This window comes from Curvibacter sp. T50 (assembly GCF_057219955.1).
Map to the genome: position 1 here is coordinate 45803 of NZ_JBXVVU010000003.1, position 20601 is coordinate 66403.

Below are 20601 nucleotides of genomic sequence, written 5' to 3' on the forward strand. Positions count from 1 at the left end.
ATAGAATACCTTTTTACGCTGGGTATCGGCATATTTTCATGAAAATTGTTCTTGCATCGAACAATCGGGGCAAATTGGCGGAACTGCAGGCCATGCTGGCGCCGCTCGGTGTCGATCTGCTGCCGCAGGCGGATCTGGGCATCCCGGAAGCGGATGAGCCGTTTCACACCTTCATAGAAAACGCTCTGGCCAAAGCGCGCCACGCGGCGCGGCTGTCCGGACTGCCTGCACTCGCCGACGACGCCGGCCTGTGTGTCGATGCCTTCGGCGGGTTGCCGGGTGTGAACACGGCGTACTACGCCACACAATTCGGATATGAGAAAGGTGATGTCAACAATGTCCGCGCCCTGCTGGAACAGATGAGCGGCAACTCAGACCGCCGGGCTGCAATGGTCAGTACGCTGGTCGCGGTGCGTCACCCGGACGATCCCGAGCCGCTGGTCGCTGTCGGCCGGGTGCGGGGCCTGATTGCCCGGGAGCCTGCAGGCAGCAACGGCTTTGGCTTTGATCCGGTCATGTTCATCCCCGAATTCGGCCAGACGTTCGCCCAATTGCCCACCGAGGTGAAAAACGCGCACAGCCATCGCGGCCGTGCCGCCCGGGCGATGGTCGGGCTGATGCGTGAGCATTGGCTCTGAACCGGCCTTGCGGACCTGATGTGCCGGACATCACCGATTACATGCGCCCGGGCCTGCTGCAGCTGCCTTCGCTGCCGCCCTTGTCGCTCTACGTGCACCTGCCCTGGTGTCTGAAGAAGTGTCCGTATTGTGATTTCAACTCCCATGAATTTCGGGGCCTGGACACGAACGACGCGCTGCCGCAGCAGCGGTATGTCGACGCCCTCATCGCAGACCTTGAAACCAGCCTGCCGTGGGTCTGGGGGCGTCCGGTCTACAGCGTGTTCCTGGGCGGGGGCACGCCCAGCCTGTTTTCGCCCGCCGCCATTGACCGGCTGATTGGCGCGATTCGGGCCCGTCTGCCGCTGGAGCCGGACTGTGAAATTACGCTGGAGGCGAATCCCGGTACCTTTGAGAAGGACCGTTTCCGGGCATTTCGCCAGGCTGGCGTTACCCGCCTTTCAGTCGGAGTGCAAAGCTTCAGCGACCGACACCTGCAGGCCCTGGGGCGGGTTCATGACCGCAAGCAGGCGATGGAGGCGCTGGCCGAAGCCGCAGCCCACTTTCCGACTTTCAACCTTGACCTGATGTACGCGCTGCCCGGCCAAACCCCGGCCGACCTGGACGCCGATCTCGACATGGCGCTGTCTTTTGCGCCCCCCCATCTGTCGATCTACCACCTGACGATCGAACCCAATACGGTGTTCGCGTCGCAGCCGCCCGAGTTGCCGGAGGACGACGCCGCGTGGTCGATGCTGGACCACATCACCGCGCGGACGGCCGATGCCGGTCTCGCACGCTACGAGGTTTCGGCGTATGCGCGGGCGGGTCAGCAGTGCCGCCACAACCTCAACTACTGGCAGTTCGGAGACTACCTCGGCATTGGTGCGGGCGCCCATGGAAAACTGAGCTTTCCGCATCGGGTCATGCGTCAGGTTCGCTGGCGTGAGCCGCGCCGCTACATGGATCAGGCCTTGGCTGGCGAGCCGCTGGCGCAGGAAAACGAGGTGTCCCGCCGCGACTTGTCCTTCGAATATGCGTTGAACGCGCTGCGGCTGAAGGACGGCTTTTCCCTGCGGGACTTCGCCGAGCGCACCGGGCAGCCTCTCTCGGTTATCCGGTCCCCGCTTCAAAAGGCCGAGCAGCAAGGGCTGATCGAGCGTGATCTTGATCGGGTATGGGCAACTCCGCGGGGATTCGACTTCCTCAGCGACCTGCAGAGCCTGTTTCTGCCTGATTGAAGCGGCCTCGTCCGGGCGTGCCCAGGCGCAGCGGCCCTGACGGATGGTCTGCTGCGAAAGATTGAGACGGTATCAATGCAGGGTACCTCCAGGGCGTCGGATGTCGTCACCCTGGGTCAGGCACGCGGTAATGGCCAACTTCAGCCCGGCAACCGTGCGCTCCAGTGCAAGGGCAGGCTGCCCCTGTTCCGGCAGCGATGGTACGTGAAGGAAGCCGCCGCGTGCGCCGCGCTGCGGTGGGTTGGTGGCCAGCCGGTGCATCAAGGCAAAAAAGACATGGTTGCAGACAAAGGTGCCGGCCGACATGGAAACATCGACTGGTATGGCATCCGCACACAGCGCCGCCACGATGGCCTTCACAGGGACGGTACAGAAATAGGCAGTGGGTGCTCCGGCGATCACGGCGCAGTCGGCGGGCTGGTCGCCAGCATTGTCGGCAATGCGTGCATCAACCCAGTTCACCGCAACCCGCTCGACGCCGATGGCGGCGCGCCCGGCCGCTTGGCCGACACAGAGTACCAGTGCGGGTCGGAAGCGATCCAGCGCCTCCATCAGGGCGGGTGCTGCCCCAGAAAAGGTGGTCGGCAACTGCCGTGCGATGACGCGATGGCCGTTGATTACCCGACCGTGCAAGATGCTGGCGGCCGCCCAGCTGGCGTTGCGGCGATCGCCGGCAAACGGGTCGAACCCGGTAAGGAGCACCACCGGCTGGCTGAGGGGCTCAGAAAGCAATACCATCGTAGTCAATTCAACAGGTGCGCGAGCACGGGAGTGTGCCCATGAAATGGGAAGGAAACCGCCAGTCCGACAACGTCGAGGATCGCCGTGGGTCCGTCGGGAGGACGGTTGGCGGTCGCGGGATTGGCGTGGGTACCATTGTGATCGCGCTCATCGGTGGCTGGGTGTTTGGCATCAATCCGATGACCATTCTCGGCGTTCTGGGCGGCGATCCTGCGGCACAGGTACAGAAGGCGCCCGCGCAGCGTCCGCCGGCGGATGACCGGATGGCGGCTTTTGTTTCGACGGTGCTGGGCGACACGGAAGACGTCTGGAACGGACTGTTTACCCAGGCGGGGACCCGCTACAAGGAGCCCAAACTGGTGCTGTTCCGTGGGGCGACGCCGACTGCGTGCGGAACCGGACAGTCCGCCATGGGGCCTTTTTATTGTCCGGGGGACCAGAGGGTCTACATCGATCTGAGTTTTTATGAGACGCTGCGCAACCGTCTGGGGGCCCCGGGCGATTTCGCCCAAGCTTACGTTATCGCCCACGAGGTCGGTCACCATGTCCAGAACCTGATGGGCATCACCGGCAAGCTCGATCAGCTGCGCGGCCGCGTCAGCCAGGCGGAATACAACAAACTGTCGGTTCGGCTGGAACTGCAGGCGGACTGCTTTGCGGGCATCTGGGCCCACCACGCACATCAGGCCCGGCAAGTCTTGGAAACGGGCGACGTCGAAGAAGCGATGAATGCGGCAGCGCGCATCGGCGATGACGCCTTGCAGCGGGCGCAAGGCGGGGCCGTGGTGCCTGAGAGTTTCACGCACGGCACCAGCGCCCAACGGCAGCGCTGGTTCAATAACGGGCTCACACAGGGCAACGTCAAGGCTTGCGACACTTTCAGCGCGAGGACTTTGTAGTGTTTTTTGGCAATACCCAGCGCGAAAAGGTCGTTATCAGCTATCAAAATGGGACCGGTCACCGGGCGTCGGGCGTCCTTTTGGCAGACAACGTGCCACCGGGTGAGACAATACAGACTTGATGAACGCCTCTTTCTCCCAACTTTCGCTGGCTGAGCCGCTGGCACGAGCCGTAGCCGAAATGGGCTACGAATCCATGACGCCGATCCAGGCACAGGCCATTCCGGTGGTGCTGACGGGCAAGGATGTGATGGGCGCAGCCCAGACCGGTACCGGAAAAACGGCCGCGTTTTCGTTGCCCCTCCTGCAGCGCTTGCTCAAACATGAGAGCAGTTCGACGTCGCCGGCGCGGCACCCGGTTCGCGCACTGGTTTTGCTGCCGACGCGGGAACTGGCCGACCAGGTTGCCCAACAGGTCAAGCTTTACGCGCGATACACGCAGTTGCGCAGCGCGGTGGTTTTCGGCGGTATCGACATGAAGCCGCAAACCGCTGAACTGAAAAGAGGCGTCGAAGTGCTTGTGGCGACCCCGGGCCGGTTGCTGGACCACATTGAGGCCAAGAACGCGGTCCTCAACCAGGTGGAATATGTGGTGCTCGACGAGGCCGATCGGATGCTTGACATCGGTTTCCTGCCCGATTTGCAGCGCATCCTGTCCTTTTTGCCCAAGCAGCGGACCACTTTGTTGTTTTCGGCAACTTTTTCACCGGAAATAAAACGCCTGGCCGCAAGCTACCTGCAGGACCCGATCACGATCGAAGTGGCGCGTCCCAACGAAACGGCGGCAACCGTCGAACAGCGTTTCTACAGTGTTGGCGATGACGACAAACGGCGTCTGGTCCGCCAGATCCTGCGTGCCCGTGAACTCAAACAGGCTTTCGTTTTCGTCAACAGCAAGCTCGGTTGCGCGCGACTGGCCCGTAGCCTTGAGCGTGAGGGCTTGAACACTACGGCGCTCCATGGCGACAAGAGCCAGGACGAACGTCTCAAGGCGCTCGATGCGTTCAAACGGGGTGAGGTCGACCTTCTGGTCTGCACGGATGTGGCTGCCCGAGGCCTGGATATCAAGGACGTTCCGGCGGTATTCAACTTTGATGTTCCCTTCAACGCGGAAGACTATGTCCACCGCATTGGCCGTACCGGACGGGCTGGCGCGTCCGGCCTGGCGGTCACACTGGTCTCCCCGAGCGACAGCCGGCTGATTGCCGACATTGAAAAGCTCATTCGCAAGAAGGTGGAGCTGGAGGCCTTCGAGTTCGAGGAAGACCGTCCGCGTGGACGTATCAATACCGGCCGTCGTGCCTGGGGTGGTGACGACCCACGCGATGCCATCGAGGAAACGCCGCTCCCGCGCACCGTGCGGCCTACGCGCCGGAGTTCTGCTCCGGTCGACCCTTTTTTCTCCCAACCTTACGAGGCCAGCGAAGTCGAGGCGACCCCAACATGGGAGTCGGCGTCCAGGACGAATGCGCCTCGACCCGGCGTCTCCAGCAACATCAAGACCAAACGCAAGGTTGCCGCGCTGTTCAAGCCGGGCGACTGATCACTCGGCGCCTGGTCGCTGGGCCTGGGGGCATCGGACCCGTATCAGTTCGTGGTCACCGCGGGGGTCGAGCCTGAGCGCACTCAACCAACCACCCCAGACGCATCCAGAGTCCAGCGAGTAAACGTCGCTGCGCGCCAGCCATCCCAGGGTGGACCAATGGCCGAAGGCGACGGTCACGTCCTGAGTCCGCCGTCCGGGAACGTCAAACCAGGGCATGTAACCCGCGGGATGGTGGCCGGCGCCCTCCTTGCTGGCAAATTCCATGGTTCCGTCGGGTGTGCAAAACCGCAGCCGCGTCAACGCATTGACGATAACCCGCAAGCGGTCGATCCCGTCCAGATCGACGTCCCAGCGGCTCGGTTCGTTACCGTACATTTGCGCCAGAAACCGGCTGATGTCGGAGCTCAGCAGCGTGTTTTCCACCTCGGTGGCCAGTGCCAGCGTGTCGGTCACAGTCCAACCCGGCAAAACACCCGCATGTACCATCAGCACCCCTGCGTCGTACAAGGCCAGGTTCTGGTGGCGCAGCCAATCGATCAATGCCAGCCGGTCCGGCGCCGCGAGCAGATCGGCCAGCGTGTCGCGCGGGTGTGCTCTGCGGGTGCCATAGGCGATCGCCAGCAGGTGGAGGTCGTGATTGCCCAAGAGGCACCTGGCGGCGCTGCCCAGATTGCGCAACCGGCGCAGAACTTGAGCCGACGCGGGACCGCGGTTGACCAGGTCGCCCAGCACGTACAGCGTATCGGAGCTTGGCGAAAAGCCGATTTCTTGCAGCAATTTCTCCAGCGACGCGTCGCAGCCTTGAATATCGCCGATGCAGTACAGTGCCATGGTGTCGATTGTTACGCGGTTCAGCCGCGGTGACGGATGGAAGTCTTACTGATTGTTTTCTTGACCCTGCTCAACGGCGTGTTTGCGATGTCGGAGCTGGCGCTCGCATCGAGCCGCAAGGCACGGCTTACGGCGATGGCCGAAGCAGGCGACAAGGGCGCGGCCGCATCACTCAAGTTGCTGGAAGATCCCACTCAGTTTCTATCCACGGTACAGGTGGGCATTACGTCCATCGGCGTACTGAACGGCATCGTCGGGGAGGCCGCCTTCAGCGACGGCCTCGGCGCGTGGCTGCAGGGGTTAGGAATGACCGAAGCGGTCTCGGCCGTCGCCGCGACGGCCATGGTGGTCACTGTCATCACTTTCGTCACGATCATTTTCGGTGAACTGGTGCCCAAGCGAATTGGTCAGTTGCACCCGGAACTGGTCGCGCGGTGGGTCGCTCGGCCCATGGTCTGGCTCGCCTCTGTCGCCCGACCGTTTGTACGCCTGCTGGCGCTCAGCACCCACGGCGTACTTCGCCTGATGGCGATCGACACCCGCGGTAGTCGGCAGGTCACGCACGAAGAAATTGCTGCCAGTCTGGAAGAAGGTGTTGATGCCGGTCTGATCGAGGAACACGAGCACCGGATGGTACGCAACGTTTTCCACCTTGACGATAGGCCACTGACGTCACTGATGATTCCCCGCAGTGAAATTGACTGGCTGGACGCTGGCAAATCCGTTGCCCAATGCCTGCAGCAAATTGTCCAGAAGGATGCCCAGGCCGCCCACTCCTGGTATCCGGTCTGTCGAGGGGGGCTGGACGATGTGGTGGGGATCATCGCCATGTCCAGGCTTCTGGGTTTGGGGCCCGGCCATGTTGGCGCGATCGAGTCGGAGGCCACGCCCGCGACGTTTGTTCCGGAAACCCTCAGCGGAATGGAATTGCTCGAACAACTGCGGGAACGAACCGGGCGCATGGTTTTTGTCGTCGATGAGTACGGTGTCGTGCAAGGGTTGCTCACCCCCTGGGATCTGCTGGAAGCCATTACCGGGGAACTGCAGCCGGATGCTCCCGTCGACGCGTGGGCCACCCCGCAAAACGACGGAACCTGGATCGTTGACGGTCTGATGCCGGTGTCGGAGCTGAAAGCGCGCCTTCAGGTTGAGGCCGAGTTACCCGATGAAGACAAGGGACGCTACAACACGGTTGCGGGATTGCTGATGGCTGTCACGGGGCGCCTTCCCGAAGCGGATGAAAAGGTGATTTGCGCCGGATTGGAATTTTCGATATTGGCTCTGGAAGGCCGGCGAATTGATCGAATCCATGTTCGTCGTTTGAATCCGGAATAATTTCCGTTCTTTGTACCGCGCTGGCGACAGCCGGCGAGTTATTTCCTGATGCTCAAGCAAGGAAATCGGGTATATTCAATCCCTATGTTGATTATCAGAGGTTTTTAACCATGACCAGTTACAAGGATTTGCTGAAGCAACGTGAAGCCCTTGAGGCACAGATTGCCCAGGCCCGTGAACGCGAGATCAGCCAGGCCGTTTCACAAGTACGTGCATTGGTCGCGGAATTCGGTTTGAGCGCTCAGGATGTTTTCCCCACCGCCGTCCGTGTAAAGAGCAGTGGTGGCGCCAAAGGCCAGAAAGTGGCGCCAAAGTATCGTAATCCAGCCACGGGTGAAACCTGGACGGGTCGCGGCAAGCCGCCGAAATGGATTGCCGGCAAAGACCGGACGGAGTTCACCATCGCGTGATGAATTTCTCGCCTGATCGTAGCGCCGCCCTTCATTGACCGGCAAAGCACCAAAAAAAGAACCCCCACAGAGCGCAAGCACTGTGGGGGTTTTTTCTGGTGCCGGAGGCCGGAATCGAACCGGCACGCCTTGCGGCGGGGGATTTTGAGTCCCCTGCGTCTACCAATTTCACCACTCCGGCGGTGTCGGTGACAGCATGAATTATGGCACAGTGTGGTCCATGAACTATCCGACGATCGAAGAAGCCATTGGCAACACCCCGGTGGTGGCATTGCAGCGAATGGGCCGCAATGACTGCAAGGAACGAGGCAATGTTCTGCTGGGGAAGCTGGAGGGAAACAACCCGGCCGGATCGGTCAAGGACCGTCCCGCGTTGTCCATGATTCGCAGGGCGCAGGAGCGTGGTGAGATCCGCCCGGGCGACACCTTGATCGAGGCCACTTCGGGCAATACCGGAATTGCGTTGGCAATGGCCGCCGCAATCAAAGGGTATCGGATGATTCTGATCATGCCAGAGGATCTTTCGATCGAACGGGCGCAGACGATGAAAGCGTTCGGCGCCGAACTGATCCTCACTCCGAAAAGTGGGGGCATGGAATATGCGCGCGACCTCGCGGAAAAAATGGCTCGCGACGGGAAAGGACATGTACTGGATCAGTTCGCCAACGCCGACAATCCCCGCATTCATTATGAAACCACCGGTCCGGAGATCTGGGCTCAAACCAAGGGTCAGGTAACCCATTTTGTCAGTGCCATGGGCACCACCGGTACCATTACTGGCGTTGCGAAATATCTCAAGGAACGCAATCCGGACATTCGCATAATCGGAGCTCAGCCTCAGGACGGTTCGCGGATTCCGGGTATCCGAAAGTGGCCACCGGAGTATCTTCCTGGCATTTACGATCCGTCCGCCGTCGACGAACTGGTCTACGTATCGCAATCGGATGCTGAGGAAACCTGCCGACAACTGGCGCGTGAGGAGGGGCTTTTTGCCGGAATATCGGCGGCGGGCGCCTGCTGGGTGGCCCTTCATCTGGCCCGTCGGGTCGAAAATGCGACGATTGTTTTTGTGGTCTGCGATCGAGGGGATCGCTATCTTTCGACTGGAGTTTTCCCGGCGTGAGAGCGCCGAAGCAACCCTTTTCCGCACACAGGATTCGGTTCGCCGCAGATAGCTCGGCAGAGCGCCTGCGCTGGTGCCACCAGGCGCTTTCTCCGAGGGGGTTCGGCGTGGCGCAGGACGATGCCGTGATATGTCAGCGCGATGATGGGTCCATGATTAGAATCGGGCGCAAACGAATGGAAACGCCGGATGAACATCGACAAAGAGATTGACTGCCGTGGCTTGAACTGCCCGCTCCCTATTCTCAAAGCCAAGAAAGCGCTGGCTGAGATGAACAGCGGTCAGTTGCTCAGGGTCGTTGCCACCGATGGTGGCTCGGTTCGTGACTTTCAGGCTTTCGCCAAACAAACTGGAAATGACCTTGTCGATCAGCAGACCGGCGACAGTGAGTTCATTCACGTGCTACGCCGCCGCTGACGGGGGGCGATCTCGGACACTGGCGCATTCCCGAGCAGCCAATCAGAGCCGCAACGTCGAAAGATAGGTTTTGAAGTGGGTGCCCACCTGGGGGTGCCTCAGGGCCATTTCGACGGTGGCTTCGAGAAACCCCTCTTTGCTTCCACAGTCGTAGCGTTTTCCGCTGTATTGGAACGCGTAGACCGGCTCGTGGTGAATCAGCCGGGCAATGGCGTCAGTGAGCTGGATCTCTCCACCGACACCACGGGGCTGGATGCGGATTTCGTCAAATATTCGCGGGGTCAGGATGTATCGTCCGGCGACCGCGAGGCGGGACGGCGCCTCGTTGGGGGTGGGTTTTTCGACGACACGTTCCAGCCGGAGCATCTGTTCGGTGTGGGGCGCGCCCTGAACAATGCCGTAGCGCCGAACCTGATCAGCCGGGACCTCTTGAACCGCCAGCAAGGAACGGCCTGTCCGACCGTAGGCCTTGACCATCTGCGACAGTACCCCGGGCTCTCCCCTTGGACCGGTCATCAAATCGTCCGCCAGAACAACCGCGAATGGCACGCGCCCGACCAAGGGTTCGGCACACAGGACGGCGTGACCCAGCCCAAGGGAGCGGTGCTGGCGCACGTAACTGACGGCCATGTCATCCGGTTGAACCGAGCGGACGACGGCCAGCAAATCAGTTTTCCCCGCATTTTCCAGTTCGTGCTCCAGCTCGTAGGCGGTGTCAAAGTGGTCCTCGATGGCGCGTTTGCTGCGGCCCGTGATGAACACCATATGCCGAATACCGGCCTCGTAGGCTTCTTCTACCGCGTACTGAATCAATGGCTTGTCGACAACCGGCAGCATTTCCTTGGGCGACGCTTTGGTTGCCGGCAGAAATCGGGTTCCCAGTCCAGCAACAGGGAATACCGCAGTGTGGATCGTGTCGGTCGAAGTCATAGGTTGAGCATAGCGCAGGGGGCCGCGTTTCGGCCGGCTTTTCGTGCTCAGCCGGTATTGCGCAGTCCGGCCGCGATTCCGTTGATCGAGATATGGATTCCCCTTTGGATCCGTTCGTCGGCCTGACCGGCGCGATGGCGGCGGACCAGTTCAACCTGCAGATGATGCAGCGGGTCGATGTACGGGAACCGATGCCGGATCGATCGGGCCAGTGAGGTGTTCGCCGACAGGCGTTGGCGGTTTCCCGTAATCTGATTGAGCGCGTCGACGGTCCGATGCCATTCCGACTCGATCGCTGCGAAAACCCGTTTGCGCAGTCGCGCGTCCGGGACGAGTTCGCTGTAGCGCGAAGCGAGCGCCAGATCGCTCTTGGCAAGGACCATGTCCATGTTGGAAAGCAGCGTGCGGAAAAATGGCCACTGCCGGTTCATGCTTTGCAGCAAAGTCAGAGCGTCGCGCCGAGTGGCCGCACTCGGCTGATCAAGAAACGCCGCAACAGCGGAGCCGAATCCGTACCATCCGGGTAGCGTCAGACGGCATTGGCCCCAGCTGAAGCCCCACGGGATCGCCCGCAGATCTTCGATTCTTTGGCTGGCCTTGCGGGACGCCGGGCGCGAGCCGATGTTCAGGCCAGCGATTTCGCGTATGGGCGTGGCGCTGAAAAAGTAGTCGGTAAAGCCGGGTGTTTCATAGACCAGAGCGCGGTAGGCTTTCAGACTGGCGGCCGACAAGGCTTCGGCAGCGTCGAGATAGGTGCGGGGAGCCGGGCGGGTCGGCTGCAGCAAGGTGGCTTCAAGTGTGGCGGCCACCAGGGTTTCGAGGTTGCGGCGACCGATTTCCGGGTTGGAATACTTCGACCCTATGACCTCCCCTTGTTCGGTCAGGCGAATCTGGCCCCGCACTGTGCCGGGTGGCTGCGCAAGAATGGCTTCGTAACTTGGGCCGCCACCCCGACCGACCGTGCCGCCCCTGCCATGAAACATGCGCAGTGAAATCGGCTGGTGGCGAGAAATTTCGTCAAACAACTCGACCAGGGCGATTTCGGCACGGTACAGCTCCCAGTTGCTGGTAAAGATGCCGCCGTCCTTGTTGCTGTCGGAGTAGCCCAGCATGATGTCCTGCTCGGCGCCGGAACGGTGAATCATGGCGCGGATTCCGGGAAGCCCGTAAAACTCACCCATGATGGTGGCGGCCTGGCGCAGGTCGGCGATGGTTTCAAAAAGGGGCACCACAATGAGGTCGCAGCGCGCATCAAGGTCAAGCGTTCCTCGCAAAAGCCCCGCTTCTTTTTGCAGCAGCAGGACCTCCAGCAGATCGCTGACCGATTCGGTGTGGCTGATGATGTAGTGCCGGATGGCCTGCTCGCCGAAGCTAGATCGCAGGTCTCTGGCCGTGTCGAACACCTTGAGTTCCGCAACCGTGTGATCGCCGTAGGTGCCGCCAACCACGCGTAGCGAGCGGGCGTCGCAGAGCAGACCCAGAAGGAGGCTGCGGCGGGCAGTCTCGTCGAGCGCCATGTAATCGGGTTCGATGCGCGCTCTTGCAAGGAGTTCTGCAATCACGGCTTCATGCTGGTCAGAACTCTGGCGCAGGTCGACTGTAGCCAGATGGAATCCGAAAACCTCTACCGCCCGGATCAAGGGTTTGAGGCGGTGGCGTGACAGGGCTTGTCCGCTGTGGTGGGTCAGGGACTCGTCAATGATCCGCAGATCAGCCAGGAACTCGGCTGCTGATTCATAGGGGTTCTGAGGCGCCACGGCATGCCGGGCCGCCTCGGTGCCGGTCAGCTCGCGCAAGGTGGCGGCCAGCCGCGCATAGACCCCGGTCAGCGCACGCCGGTAGGGCTCGTCTTCGCGGTGCAGGTTCCGGTCAGGCGAGCGTGCCGCCAATGCCCGCATTTCAGAGGTTACATCAATCAGCATCGCTGACAGAGAGAGCTCGCCACCGAGTCGGTGCACCTCGGTCAGGTAGTGCCGCAGCGCCACTTCTCCCTGGCGCCGCATGGCCAGCGCCAAGGTATGGGCGCCGACGTTGGGGTTCCCGTCGCGGTCGCCGCCGATCCAGTTGCCCATTCTCAGAAAGCTCGCAACGGGCCGACCGTCCAGGGCTTGTTCGAGTTCGGCGTACAGGCGCGGAATCTCGCGCAGAAACGTCGCTTCGTAGTAACTGAGGGCGTTTTCGATTTCGTCGGCAACCGTCAGCTTCGTGAATCGCAGCAACCGTGTTTGCCACAACTGCAGAATCCTGGTACGCAAATGCGCATCGTTCGTCGCCAACTCGCGCGGTGCCAGGGCATCTCGGGTGACGGAGGCAGCGGCTGAACGGGCCAGGATTTCGTCGCGCTGCGTCAGAAGTGCTGCGATGTCGCGCTCGGCATCCAGAATGCTTTTCCGCTGAACCTCGGTCGGGTGCGCGGTGAGAACCGGCGACACGTAACTGACGGCCAAGGTACGTGCGATGGCGTCCGGCGTCAATCCGGCCCAGCGAAGTCGTTGCAGGGCGACATCGATGCTGCCTTCCTGGGTATCGCCGGCACGTTCATGGAAAGCGCGCCGCCGGATATGGTGGCGGTCTTCCGCCAAATTGGCGAGGTGACTGAAATAGGTGAATGCGCGGATGACGCTCACAGCCTGATCGCCCGACAGCCCCTTGAGCAATTTCTTGAGCGCGCGGTCTGCCTCTTCGTCGCTGTGCCGCCGGAACGCGACGGAGAGCTTTCGAATCTGTTCGACCAATTCGAACGCGCCCGGACCCTCCTGCTCGCGGATCACCTCACCGAGCAGGCGTCCCAGCAACCGGATGTCGTCGATCAGCGGCCTTTCACTGTCCCGGCTTCGCTTTTTGGGTGGTGACGGAGAATGAGTGTCTGTGGACATCGTCTTGGTGAGATGCAGGCAGTTTGGGACCGCACGGAGCAGGTTCGGGCGCAGGCCCATGCTAGCATCCTGCGTTGTGAAAAACCATCAAAAGCAGACCAATTTGATCACGATCGCCACCCGGGAGAGTCGGCTTGCCCTGTGGCAGGCCGAGCACGTGAAAGCCGTCCTCGAGGGCCGTGGTCACACGGTCGCTCTTTTGGGCATGACAACCCGCGGTGACCAGATTCTTGACCGCAGCCTGAGCAAAGTCGGTGGCAAGGGCCTTTTTGTCAAGGAACTGGAAGCTGCTCTGGACGATGGACGCGCCGACATCGCGGTCCACTCCCTCAAGGACGTACCGATGGAGTTGCCGTCGGGTTTTCTGCTCGCCTGTGTCATGGAGCGCGAGGACCCGCGTGACGCGTGGGTTTCGCCTCGGTACGCGCGCTTGCAGGACTTGCCCCCCGGAGCAGTGGTGGGGACATCGAGCCTGCGCCGAACCGTGCTGCTGCGGTCTTTGCGACCTGACCTTCGAATCGAACCACTGCGCGGCAACCTCGACACCCGCTTGCGCAAACTCGATGATGGCCAGTACGCCGGCATCGTTCTGGCGGCAGCGGGGCTGAAGCGGTTGGGGTTGGTCGACCGCATTGGCGAAATCTTCGATACCCGCGCGATGCTGCCGGCAGCCGGCCAGGGAGCCTTGGGTATCGAAATCCGGCAGGATCGGGCTGATCTGGTGGAAGCACTGCGACCGTTGTCGGACGCCACAACCTGGCTCGCCGTGGCCGCCGAACGGGCCGTCAGCCGAGCAATGGGCGGCAGTTGTTCGATGCCTCTGGCGGCCCATGCCACTGTTTCTGGGGGCTCGCTGCAAATTGATGCTGCATGGGGCGACCCCGATGGCGCGCCAGTCTTGCTGCGGGCCAGTTTGCACGGCCCCGCTCGCTCACTTGGCGAAGCGGAGCAACTCGGTGAACGGGTTGCCGGGCAACTGCGGGCTGCCGGCGCCCGCTAGCGCCGCCCCGAAACCAAAGTGGCCGGTGTGTCGGAATTCTCCGGTCGCAGCGTCATTGTGACTCGCCCGATGCCGGGCGCACGCCGTTGGGCGGACGCCCTGACGGAGGCCGGTTACCCGGTTTGGGTCTTGCCCTTGATCCGAATCGAGTCGCAGCCCGATCAGACAGCCACAGCGCAAGCCCGCGCCGAGTTGGGTGACTTTGGCGCCGTCATGTTCGTCAGTTCGGCGGCTGTCGAGCACTTTTTTGCACGAAATGAGTCAATACCCACCGGAAAATCGTGCTTTGAAGCTATAAAAACAAGAGCTTGGGCGCCAGGTCCTGGAACCGCGCGTTCGCTTCTGGGCTGCGGCTGGCCGGCGGATCGTATTGACACACCGGCGGCGGATGCAGCGCATTTCGATTCGGAATCATTGTGGGCGTGTGTCGAAGCCCAGGTTCAGCCGGGATTTCGCCTGCTGCTTGTGCGGGGGGCGGATGAGCAAGGCCGGTCGGCTGGCCGCGACTGGTTGTCGGATCAAGTGCAGAGCCGGGGAGGCGTCGTCCGGACCGTGGCCGTCTATCGGCGCTGCGCACCGGTATTCACCCCGGCGGAAAGTGCCCGGGCGCTTGCTGGCGCGATTGACGGCTCAATATGGCTGTTCAGCAGCAGTGAAGGTGTCAGCAACCTGATGCAGGCCCTGCCACAGGCTGGATGGATCCACGCTCGTGCGCTGGCAACCCATCCCCGGATCGCGCAGGCCGCGCGGCAGGCCGGTTTTGGCGAGGTTCGGCAGGCGAATCCGACCGTGGACGGCGTCCTTCGATCGCTAGAATCGGACGAATGAGTGAACAGCCAGGCAAGATGGCGCAACCAGGAACCGAGCCGCCACACAACGCGGGGGAAGAAGCCGTGGCGGCGGGCGCGCAAAACACGTTGCATGGATCGGTCGCTTCGGCCGAGCGTTTGATCTGGCAGGGACCGTGGCTTGTGGTGGCCTTGTTGGGGCTTTCTGGCTTGGGTGTTGCCAGCAGCGCGCTGCTGTGGCAAAAACTATCGCATATTCAGACGCAGCTGGCCCGCCAGAGCGCCGACAGCGGCCTACAGGCGACTGAGGCGCGGGCTTTGGCGCGGCAGGCGATGGACATGGCCCGCGAATCAGCGGCCCGGCAATCGCTGCTTGAAGCCCGAGTGAGCGAAGTCTCACTGCAGCGCACCCAGCTGGACGAGTTGATACAGAGCCTTTCGCGCTCGCGAGACGAAAATCTGGTCGTCGATCTGGATTCTTCGCTGCGCCTTGCGGCGCAACAAGCGCAGCTGACGGGGAGCCTGGAACCGCTGATCGCTGCGCTTCGGACCGCAGATCAGCGGCTGGCACGTTCAGCGCAGCCGCGCCTGGCACCACTGCGGCGCGCCGTCGAGCGAGATCTGGAGCGGGTGCGCACGGCCGTTGTCCCCGATATGCCCAATCTGCTATCGCGCCTTGACGAGTTGGTCCGTTCGTTGGACGAACTGCCACTTGCCAATGGCGCCCCGATGGTGGCCCCTCGGTCTGCGCGGCCGGCATCTTCGGCGCCCGCCGGCTGGTGGGAGCGTTCGGTCAGTCTGCTCGGCGAAGAGGCTCGGCGCCTGGTCCGTGTGGGGCGGATTGAACAACCCGAGGCCGCGCTGATTTCGCCAGAGCAGAGCTTCTTCCTCCGCGAGAATCTCAAACTGAAGGTTCTTAACGCCCGCCTGGGTTTGATGGCGCGCCAGTATGACTCCGTGCGTTCAGACCTGACCACGGTCCAGGCACTTGTCGTGCGGTATGCCGACCCTGCTGCGCGAAAGGTGCAGCAGACCGTCACGACCGTGCAGCAATTGCAGGCGCAGTTGCGATCGGCGGAATTGCCTCGTCTTGACGAAACGTTTGCGGCGCTGGCCACAGCCGCCGCCGGCCGGTAGGACACCCCGATGGGAATGCGCGCAGCATTGTGGTTGCTGGCCCTGTTTGCCGTGGCGGCCGGTCTCGCGTTGCTGGCGGGGGGCAACCCCGGGACCGTGGCGCTGTTCTGGGCCCCGTGGCGCGTCGATCTTTCGCTCAATCTGGCCCTGCTGGCGCTCGCGGGCCTGTTTGTGGTCCTGCACCTGGCTTTGCGGGCATTGGCACTGTTTGTGCGGATACCTCAGCAAGCCCGCCGGTGGCGTGCTCGCCAGCGTGAACGTGTGGTGCAGGGGGCCCTGGTAGATGCGCAGGTTCAGCTGATGGCCGGTCGTTATGTCCGAGCGCGCAAAGCCGCCGAAAAGGCGATCGAACATGAACAGGCCGAACGCGAGGACGAGGACGACTTTGCACCATCGCCCTCGGTGCTGGCGCTTGCCCACCTCCTGGCCGCTGACAGCGCTCATGCGCTGCAGGACCGGACCCTGCGGGACACCCATCTGGCTCAGGCACTGGCGTTCTTGCCAACTCGGTTAGCGGGTGCCCTGGAGGGGGAGTTGAAAACCGGAGCCCGATTGCGGGCGGCGCGCTGGGCGATCGATGACAGGGATCCGCGCGGGGCGCTGGCCCGTCTGGACGAGTTGCCGCAGGGTGGCGGGCGGCGGACGGTGGCGCTGCGTCTGCGGCTGAAAGCCGCGCGACAGGCGGGTCAATGGTCCGACGCTTTGGAAACGGCGCGGCTGCTCGCCAAACACCGCGCCTTTTCCGGGGTCGCGGCGGACGGTATTGTTCGCGGCCTGACCCTCGCCTGGTTGACGACGGCGCATGATGGCGACCAGGTGCGAAGGGTCTGGGCCGCACTCGAGCGCCGGGAACGGGAAATGCCGGAAATCGTGCTGGCGGCTGTACAGCGATGGCTGGACCTGGGGGGTGACGGTGCCGTTGCCCGTGATTGGCTGCAGCCGGTTTGGGAGCGCGTCGCAGGCCAACTCCCGCTTCGCGGAGACGACCCGACCCGAATTGACCTGGCCCGAAGTCTGGAAAGGGCGCTCGCAGTGGGTCTTTCCCCCGAGGACGCGACCCAATGGCTCATGCGGATCGAATCCGCCTTGCGACAGTCCCCCCGCGATCCAGTTCTGCTGTACCTCGCGGGTGCTGTGTGCGCGCAGCAGCAGTTGTGGGGCAAGGCTCAGCAGTCGCTGAGTCAACTCGTCCAATTGCCCCACAGCCCTTTGCACGCGACAGCGTGGCGATTTCTGGCGCAGTTTGCCGAGCACCGCGGTGATACTGCGGCGGCTTCCACGGCCTGGAAATCGTCTGCCCTGGCCAGCCAGTCCTCGGCCGGGTCCCGGCTGGTGCGCTAGAACCCGGCCACCGGGCGGTCAGAACGGCAGATTCAGGTTGCGCAGGTCCTTGCGGGTTTCGACAAGGATCAACGGACCTTCATCAAGGACCACCGCCGGCGGGCGTTCGCGTGGCACATGCACAGGTTTGGGTTCCGCCGCGATGGCTGCCTGAACGGCGGCGATTTTCTCGGCATCCGAGTTCACCCACACCAACCCGCGGTCCAGCGCGATCCTTTCGAGTGCGTCTACCGGCAGGGTGTAGGCCTGCACGAGGGGCAGGGCCGCCTTGGCTGGCGTCGCGGGTGTCGGAGCGGCCGGTACCACTGACTTCGGCAAAGCGGGCGCGCCTTCCGCTGCGGTCGGGGCCAATTCGCTTGTGTCCGTCGTACTGGGGGCTCCCCGGTTGAAATACGAGCGCAGCTGTGGCGCCTGCGTATCGCCGGCCGTTACGGGAGAATCCGCGGCTTCCCCATTTGCCTCGGCCACGGCACGGTCATCGCTGCGGTTGGCGGCATTGCGTTCCCGCCGGTCGCGACCGTAGCGATCACGCGAGCGTCGCTCGCGGCGCGGTTCCTCGCCCGGCAGGTCCTCGCGCCGGTTTTCCGGAGGCGCGACGCTTTCACCATCAAGCACCTGCGTATCTGGTGCAGCCGCCATCAGACCAGCGGCTGCCGCGACGGGTTCGATCGGAGCACTGGCAGAACCGTCTCCCTCGCGGGAGGAGACGCCTGGCCGGCGGTCGCCCCGCTCCCGGCGTCCATCGCCTCGCTCGCGTCGACCCTCCGGGCGATCGCTGCGGCTGGCGCGGGCCGACTCGGTCTCGCGGGCACTGTCGGCCGCGGAAACGTCGGCCGGATCGACTGCCTGGGTGGATACGGCAGGCTTTTCTCGGCCTGCGCCCCTTTCGCCACGTCGATCACTGCGGCCATTGCGCCCTTCACCTTCGGCGCGTGGGTCAGACCGGCGGCCCTCGCGGCTGCGGTTTCCTTCGCCATTGCCTTCCGTTCTCTCACCGCGGCGGTTGCCGGAGCGATCCCCGCGTCGTCCGTTGCGCTCGCCTTCGGTACGCGTCTTCGGCTCCTGTGTCGCGGCCGGGATGCTGGTCGATGCCGGCACCGGCGCAGGCGCCGCCTCCGGCTCGCCGCCAAACAGGCGCTTCAGCCAACCCATGAAGCCGCCCGTGGCGCTCCCTTCGGGCAGTGTCGCGCGGACCGGTGGGGCTGCAACCGGCAACTGCGGGGCCACGGCTGGAGCGGGCGCCTGCGGCTCGGCTTTCGGCGCGACTACCGGTGCCGGTGCATCCGGCAATACACCCTTGATCACCGGTGTTTGCCGGTTGGTGGGCTCCTGGGAGCGCCGGGTGACGGTTGTCGGATCTTCGATTTCTTCAGCCAGACGATAGCTGGCGTCAATGTGGTCAAGGCGCGGATCGTCGTGCTTGAGCCGTTCCAGACGGTAATGCGGTGTCTCCAGCGTCTTGTTAGGGATCAACATCACGCTGATGCGCTGCTTGACTTCTATCTTGGCAATCTCGGGGCGTTTTTCATTCAGCAGGAACGATGCAACTTCCACCGGAACCTGAACATGGACCGCCGCCGTGTTCTCCTTCATGGAGTCTTCCTGAATGATGCGCAGGATCTGCAGGGCCGAACTCTCGGTATCGCGGATGTGGCCAGCGCCGCCGCACCTCGGACAGGGAATGGACGCGCTTTCCGAAAGAGCCGGACGCAGGCGCTGACGGCTCATTTCCATCAGGCCGAATTTGCTGATCGAGCCGAACTGCACGCGGGCGCGGTCCTGGCGCAAAGCGTCTCGCAACCGGTTCTCCACATCGCGGCGGTTACGACTTTCCTCCATGTCGATGAAGTCGATCACGATCAGGCCACCGAGGTCACGCAGACGCATCTGGCGGGCCACTTCGTCAGCGGCTTCGAGGTTGGTGCGTGTCGCCGTCTCTTCGATGTCGCCGCCTTTGATGGCACGCGCCGAGTTGACGTCGACTGAAACGAGAGCTTCGGTATGGTCGATCACAATCGCGCCGCCCGAAGGCAAGGTCACGGTCCGGGCGTAGGCCGATTCGATCTGATGCTCGATCTGGAAGCGTGAGAACAGCGGTGCTGCGTCACGATACCGTTTGACCCGGGCCGAATGCTCGGGCATGACATGGCTCATGAACTGCTGGGCTTGTTCATAGATGTCGTCGGTATCGATCAGGATGTCACCGATGTCGCTGTTGAAGTAATCGCGGATGGCGCGAATGACGAGGCTGGATTCCTGGTAGATCAGGTAGGCACCCTTGCCAGCTTTGCCCGCTCCTTCGATGGCAGTCCACAGTTTGAGCAGGTAGTTCAGGTCCCATTGGAGTTCGGGTGCGGTCCGCCCGATACCAGCGGTGCGAGCGATGATGGACATCCCCTTCGGGTACTCGAGCTGGTCCATCGCTTCTTTGAGTTCGGCCCGGTCGTCGCCCTCGATACGGCGAGAGACCCCGCCGCCGCGCGGATTGTTGGGCATAAGCACAACATAACGTCCGGCCAGGCTGATGAATGTGGTCAGGGCCGCGCCCTTGTTGCCCCGCTCTTCCTTCTCGACCTGAACCAGCAGTTCCTGGCCTTCGCGAATCACGTCGCTGATTCGGGCCTGGTTGACAGGCACACCTTCAGCGAAGTACTGACGGGAGATTTCCTTGAATGGCAGAAAGCCGTGCCGCTCTTCGCCGTAGTCCACGAAGCAAGCCTCCAGGCTGGGCTCGACGCGGGTTACGACTGCCTTGTAGATGTTGCCTTTGCGCTGTTCGCGCCCTTCGATTTCAGTCTCGTAGTCGAGCAGTTTCTGCCCGTCGACAATGGCCAGCCGGCGTTCCTCTGCCTGCGTAGCGTTGATCAGCATCCGCTTCATGATGCGCTCCTATCGTTTTCTGTTCATCACACGCCCGTGATGGGCGAACAATGCCAGTACTGACGCAACGAAACGACGGGAATTGCCGGCTATGCCGCATCGGTCCGGGTGCGAACCCGGTACCTTAGCGGTGGCGCATGGATGATGGCGAGGCCTGGTGTCGGCACTATTGCTGCAAAAATAAAAGCAATAAACGACGGGAATGCGCTGGGTATGGCCAGAAATCGACCGCATGGAATGGCAAAAAGCCACCGCCAGCAGAAGTTCAGGAAATTCCAGATCAGCACAGTGGCAACTTTCTCGCTTTGTATCCGTCCGCCAGCGCGCAGGCTGACGGATGTGGGTATTCCGTTCGGGGTTTCGATGTGTCGGTTTCTCCCCGAACACCTGTTCGCCACTGTGGGCTTTGGCCTGCAGTTTGCGGACAACGTGCCGGGAATGGCATTGACCTTCCGGTCGGCATCCAGTGGTCTGGTGGACTAAACTCCC

At 62.6% G+C, this 20601-nt stretch carries 17 protein-coding genes and 1 tRNA gene; 12 read left to right on the forward strand and 6 right to left on the reverse strand.

Annotation, left to right across the window (positions count from 1 at the left end):
- The first annotated feature begins 38 nt into the window (after window positions 1-38).
- The gene (rdgB, locus tag AC2EBU_RS11820) at window positions 39-638 is read left to right on the forward strand and encodes an RdgB/HAM1 family non-canonical purine NTP pyrophosphatase (protein WP_484610632.1); all 600 of its coding nucleotides are present in this window, start codon (window positions 39-41) and stop codon (window positions 636-638) included.
- A 41-nt stretch (window positions 639-679) separates the two neighbouring features.
- Complete coding sequence (gene hemW, locus AC2EBU_RS11825) at window positions 680-1858, forward strand: radical SAM family heme chaperone HemW (RefSeq protein ID WP_484610912.1); 1179 nt, start codon at window positions 680-682, stop codon at window positions 1856-1858.
- Between the two features lie 72 nt (window positions 1859-1930).
- Here the strand turns inward: hemW and pcp are convergent, their stop codons facing one another.
- The gene (pcp, locus tag AC2EBU_RS11830) at window positions 1931-2596 is read right to left on the reverse strand and encodes a pyroglutamyl-peptidase I (protein WP_484610633.1); all 666 of its coding nucleotides are present in this window, start codon (window positions 2594-2596) and stop codon (window positions 1931-1933) included.
- 41 nt (window positions 2597-2637) lie between these two features.
- On the opposite strand from pcp, the gene ypfJ reads away from it, so the two are divergent.
- Both ypfJ and AC2EBU_RS11840 read left to right on the forward strand, forming a co-directional pair.
- Window positions 2638-3498, forward strand: a complete 861-nt coding sequence (gene ypfJ / locus AC2EBU_RS11835; RefSeq protein ID WP_484610634.1) for a KPN_02809 family neutral zinc metallopeptidase — start codon at window positions 2638-2640, stop codon at window positions 3496-3498.
- A gap of 121 nt (window positions 3499-3619) precedes the next feature.
- Complete coding sequence (locus AC2EBU_RS11840; RefSeq protein WP_484610635.1) at window positions 3620-5041, forward strand: DEAD/DEAH box helicase; 1422 nt, start codon at window positions 3620-3622, stop codon at window positions 5039-5041.
- Here AC2EBU_RS11840 and AC2EBU_RS11845 read toward each other — a convergent pair whose 3' ends face one another.
- Window positions 5042-5875, reverse strand: coding sequence for a symmetrical bis(5'-nucleosyl)-tetraphosphatase (locus AC2EBU_RS11845; RefSeq protein ID WP_484610636.1), 834 nt, complete (start codon window positions 5873-5875; stop codon window positions 5042-5044).
- A gap of 36 nt (window positions 5876-5911) precedes the next feature.
- Between AC2EBU_RS11845 and AC2EBU_RS11850 the strand changes: the two genes are divergently transcribed.
- Together AC2EBU_RS11850 and AC2EBU_RS11855 are read left to right on the forward strand one after the other, a co-directional pair.
- Window positions 5912-7210 carry a hemolysin family protein gene (locus AC2EBU_RS11850; protein WP_484610637.1) on the forward strand — a complete coding sequence of 433 codons (1299 nt, stop codon included), beginning with the start codon at window positions 5912-5914 and terminating at the stop codon, window positions 7208-7210.
- Window positions 7211-7320: 110 nt separating this feature from the next.
- Complete coding sequence (locus tag AC2EBU_RS11855; RefSeq protein WP_484610638.1) at window positions 7321-7620, forward strand: H-NS histone family protein; 300 nt, start codon at window positions 7321-7323, stop codon at window positions 7618-7620.
- Between the two features lie 96 nt (window positions 7621-7716).
- Here the strand turns inward: AC2EBU_RS11855 and AC2EBU_RS11860 are convergent.
- A tRNA-Leu gene (locus AC2EBU_RS11860) sits at window positions 7717-7801 on the reverse strand.
- A gap of 39 nt (window positions 7802-7840) precedes the next feature.
- Here AC2EBU_RS11860 and cysM point away from each other — a divergent pair.
- Together cysM and AC2EBU_RS11870 are read left to right on the forward strand one after the other, a co-directional pair.
- Window positions 7841-8743, forward strand: coding sequence for a cysteine synthase CysM (gene cysM, locus AC2EBU_RS11865; RefSeq protein WP_484610639.1), 903 nt, complete (start codon window positions 7841-7843; stop codon window positions 8741-8743).
- A gap of 189 nt (window positions 8744-8932) precedes the next feature.
- On the forward strand, window positions 8933-9160 hold the full coding sequence (locus AC2EBU_RS11870) for a sulfurtransferase TusA family protein (RefSeq protein WP_484610640.1): 228 nt from the start codon (window positions 8933-8935) through the stop codon (window positions 9158-9160).
- A 42-nt stretch (window positions 9161-9202) separates the two neighbouring features.
- Here AC2EBU_RS11870 and galU read toward each other — a convergent pair whose 3' ends face one another.
- Together galU and ppc are read right to left on the reverse strand one after the other, a co-directional pair.
- Window positions 9203-10090, reverse strand: coding sequence for a UTP--glucose-1-phosphate uridylyltransferase GalU (galU, locus tag AC2EBU_RS11875; RefSeq protein WP_484610641.1), 888 nt, complete (start codon window positions 10088-10090; stop codon window positions 9203-9205).
- A gap of 47 nt (window positions 10091-10137) precedes the next feature.
- Window positions 10138-12966 (reverse strand): phosphoenolpyruvate carboxylase, encoded by a 2829-nt coding sequence (ppc, locus tag AC2EBU_RS11880; RefSeq protein WP_484610642.1) that lies wholly within the window; start codon window positions 12964-12966, stop codon window positions 10138-10140.
- Between the two features lie 58 nt (window positions 12967-13024).
- Between ppc and hemC the strand changes: the two genes are divergently transcribed.
- The 4 genes from hemC (at window position 13025) to AC2EBU_RS11900 (ending at window position 17232) form a co-directional block, all read left to right on the forward strand.
- Window positions 13025-13966 (forward strand): hydroxymethylbilane synthase, encoded by a 942-nt coding sequence (gene hemC / locus AC2EBU_RS11885; RefSeq protein WP_484610643.1) that lies wholly within the window; start codon window positions 13025-13027, stop codon window positions 13964-13966.
- A gap of 69 nt (window positions 13967-14035) precedes the next feature.
- Window positions 14036-14794: a uroporphyrinogen-III synthase gene (locus AC2EBU_RS11890; protein ID WP_484610913.1), complete on the forward strand. Its 759-nt coding sequence runs from the start codon at window positions 14036-14038 to the stop codon at window positions 14792-14794.
- Complete coding sequence (locus tag AC2EBU_RS11895) at window positions 14791-15891, forward strand: uroporphyrinogen-III C-methyltransferase (protein WP_484610644.1); 1101 nt, start codon at window positions 14791-14793, stop codon at window positions 15889-15891. Before AC2EBU_RS11890 ends, AC2EBU_RS11895 begins: the two co-directional genes overlap by 4 nt.
- Window positions 15892-15906: 15 nt before the next feature.
- Window positions 15907-17232 (forward strand): heme biosynthesis HemY N-terminal domain-containing protein, encoded by a 1326-nt coding sequence (locus AC2EBU_RS11900; RefSeq protein ID WP_484610914.1) that lies wholly within the window; start codon window positions 15907-15909, stop codon window positions 17230-17232.
- 18 nt (window positions 17233-17250) lie between these two features.
- Here AC2EBU_RS11900 and AC2EBU_RS11905 read toward each other — a convergent pair whose 3' ends face one another.
- Window positions 17251-20112: an Rne/Rng family ribonuclease gene (locus tag AC2EBU_RS11905; RefSeq protein WP_484610645.1), complete on the reverse strand. Its 2862-nt coding sequence runs from the start codon at window positions 20110-20112 to the stop codon at window positions 17251-17253.
- Window positions 20113-20601: the final 489 nt, after the last annotated feature.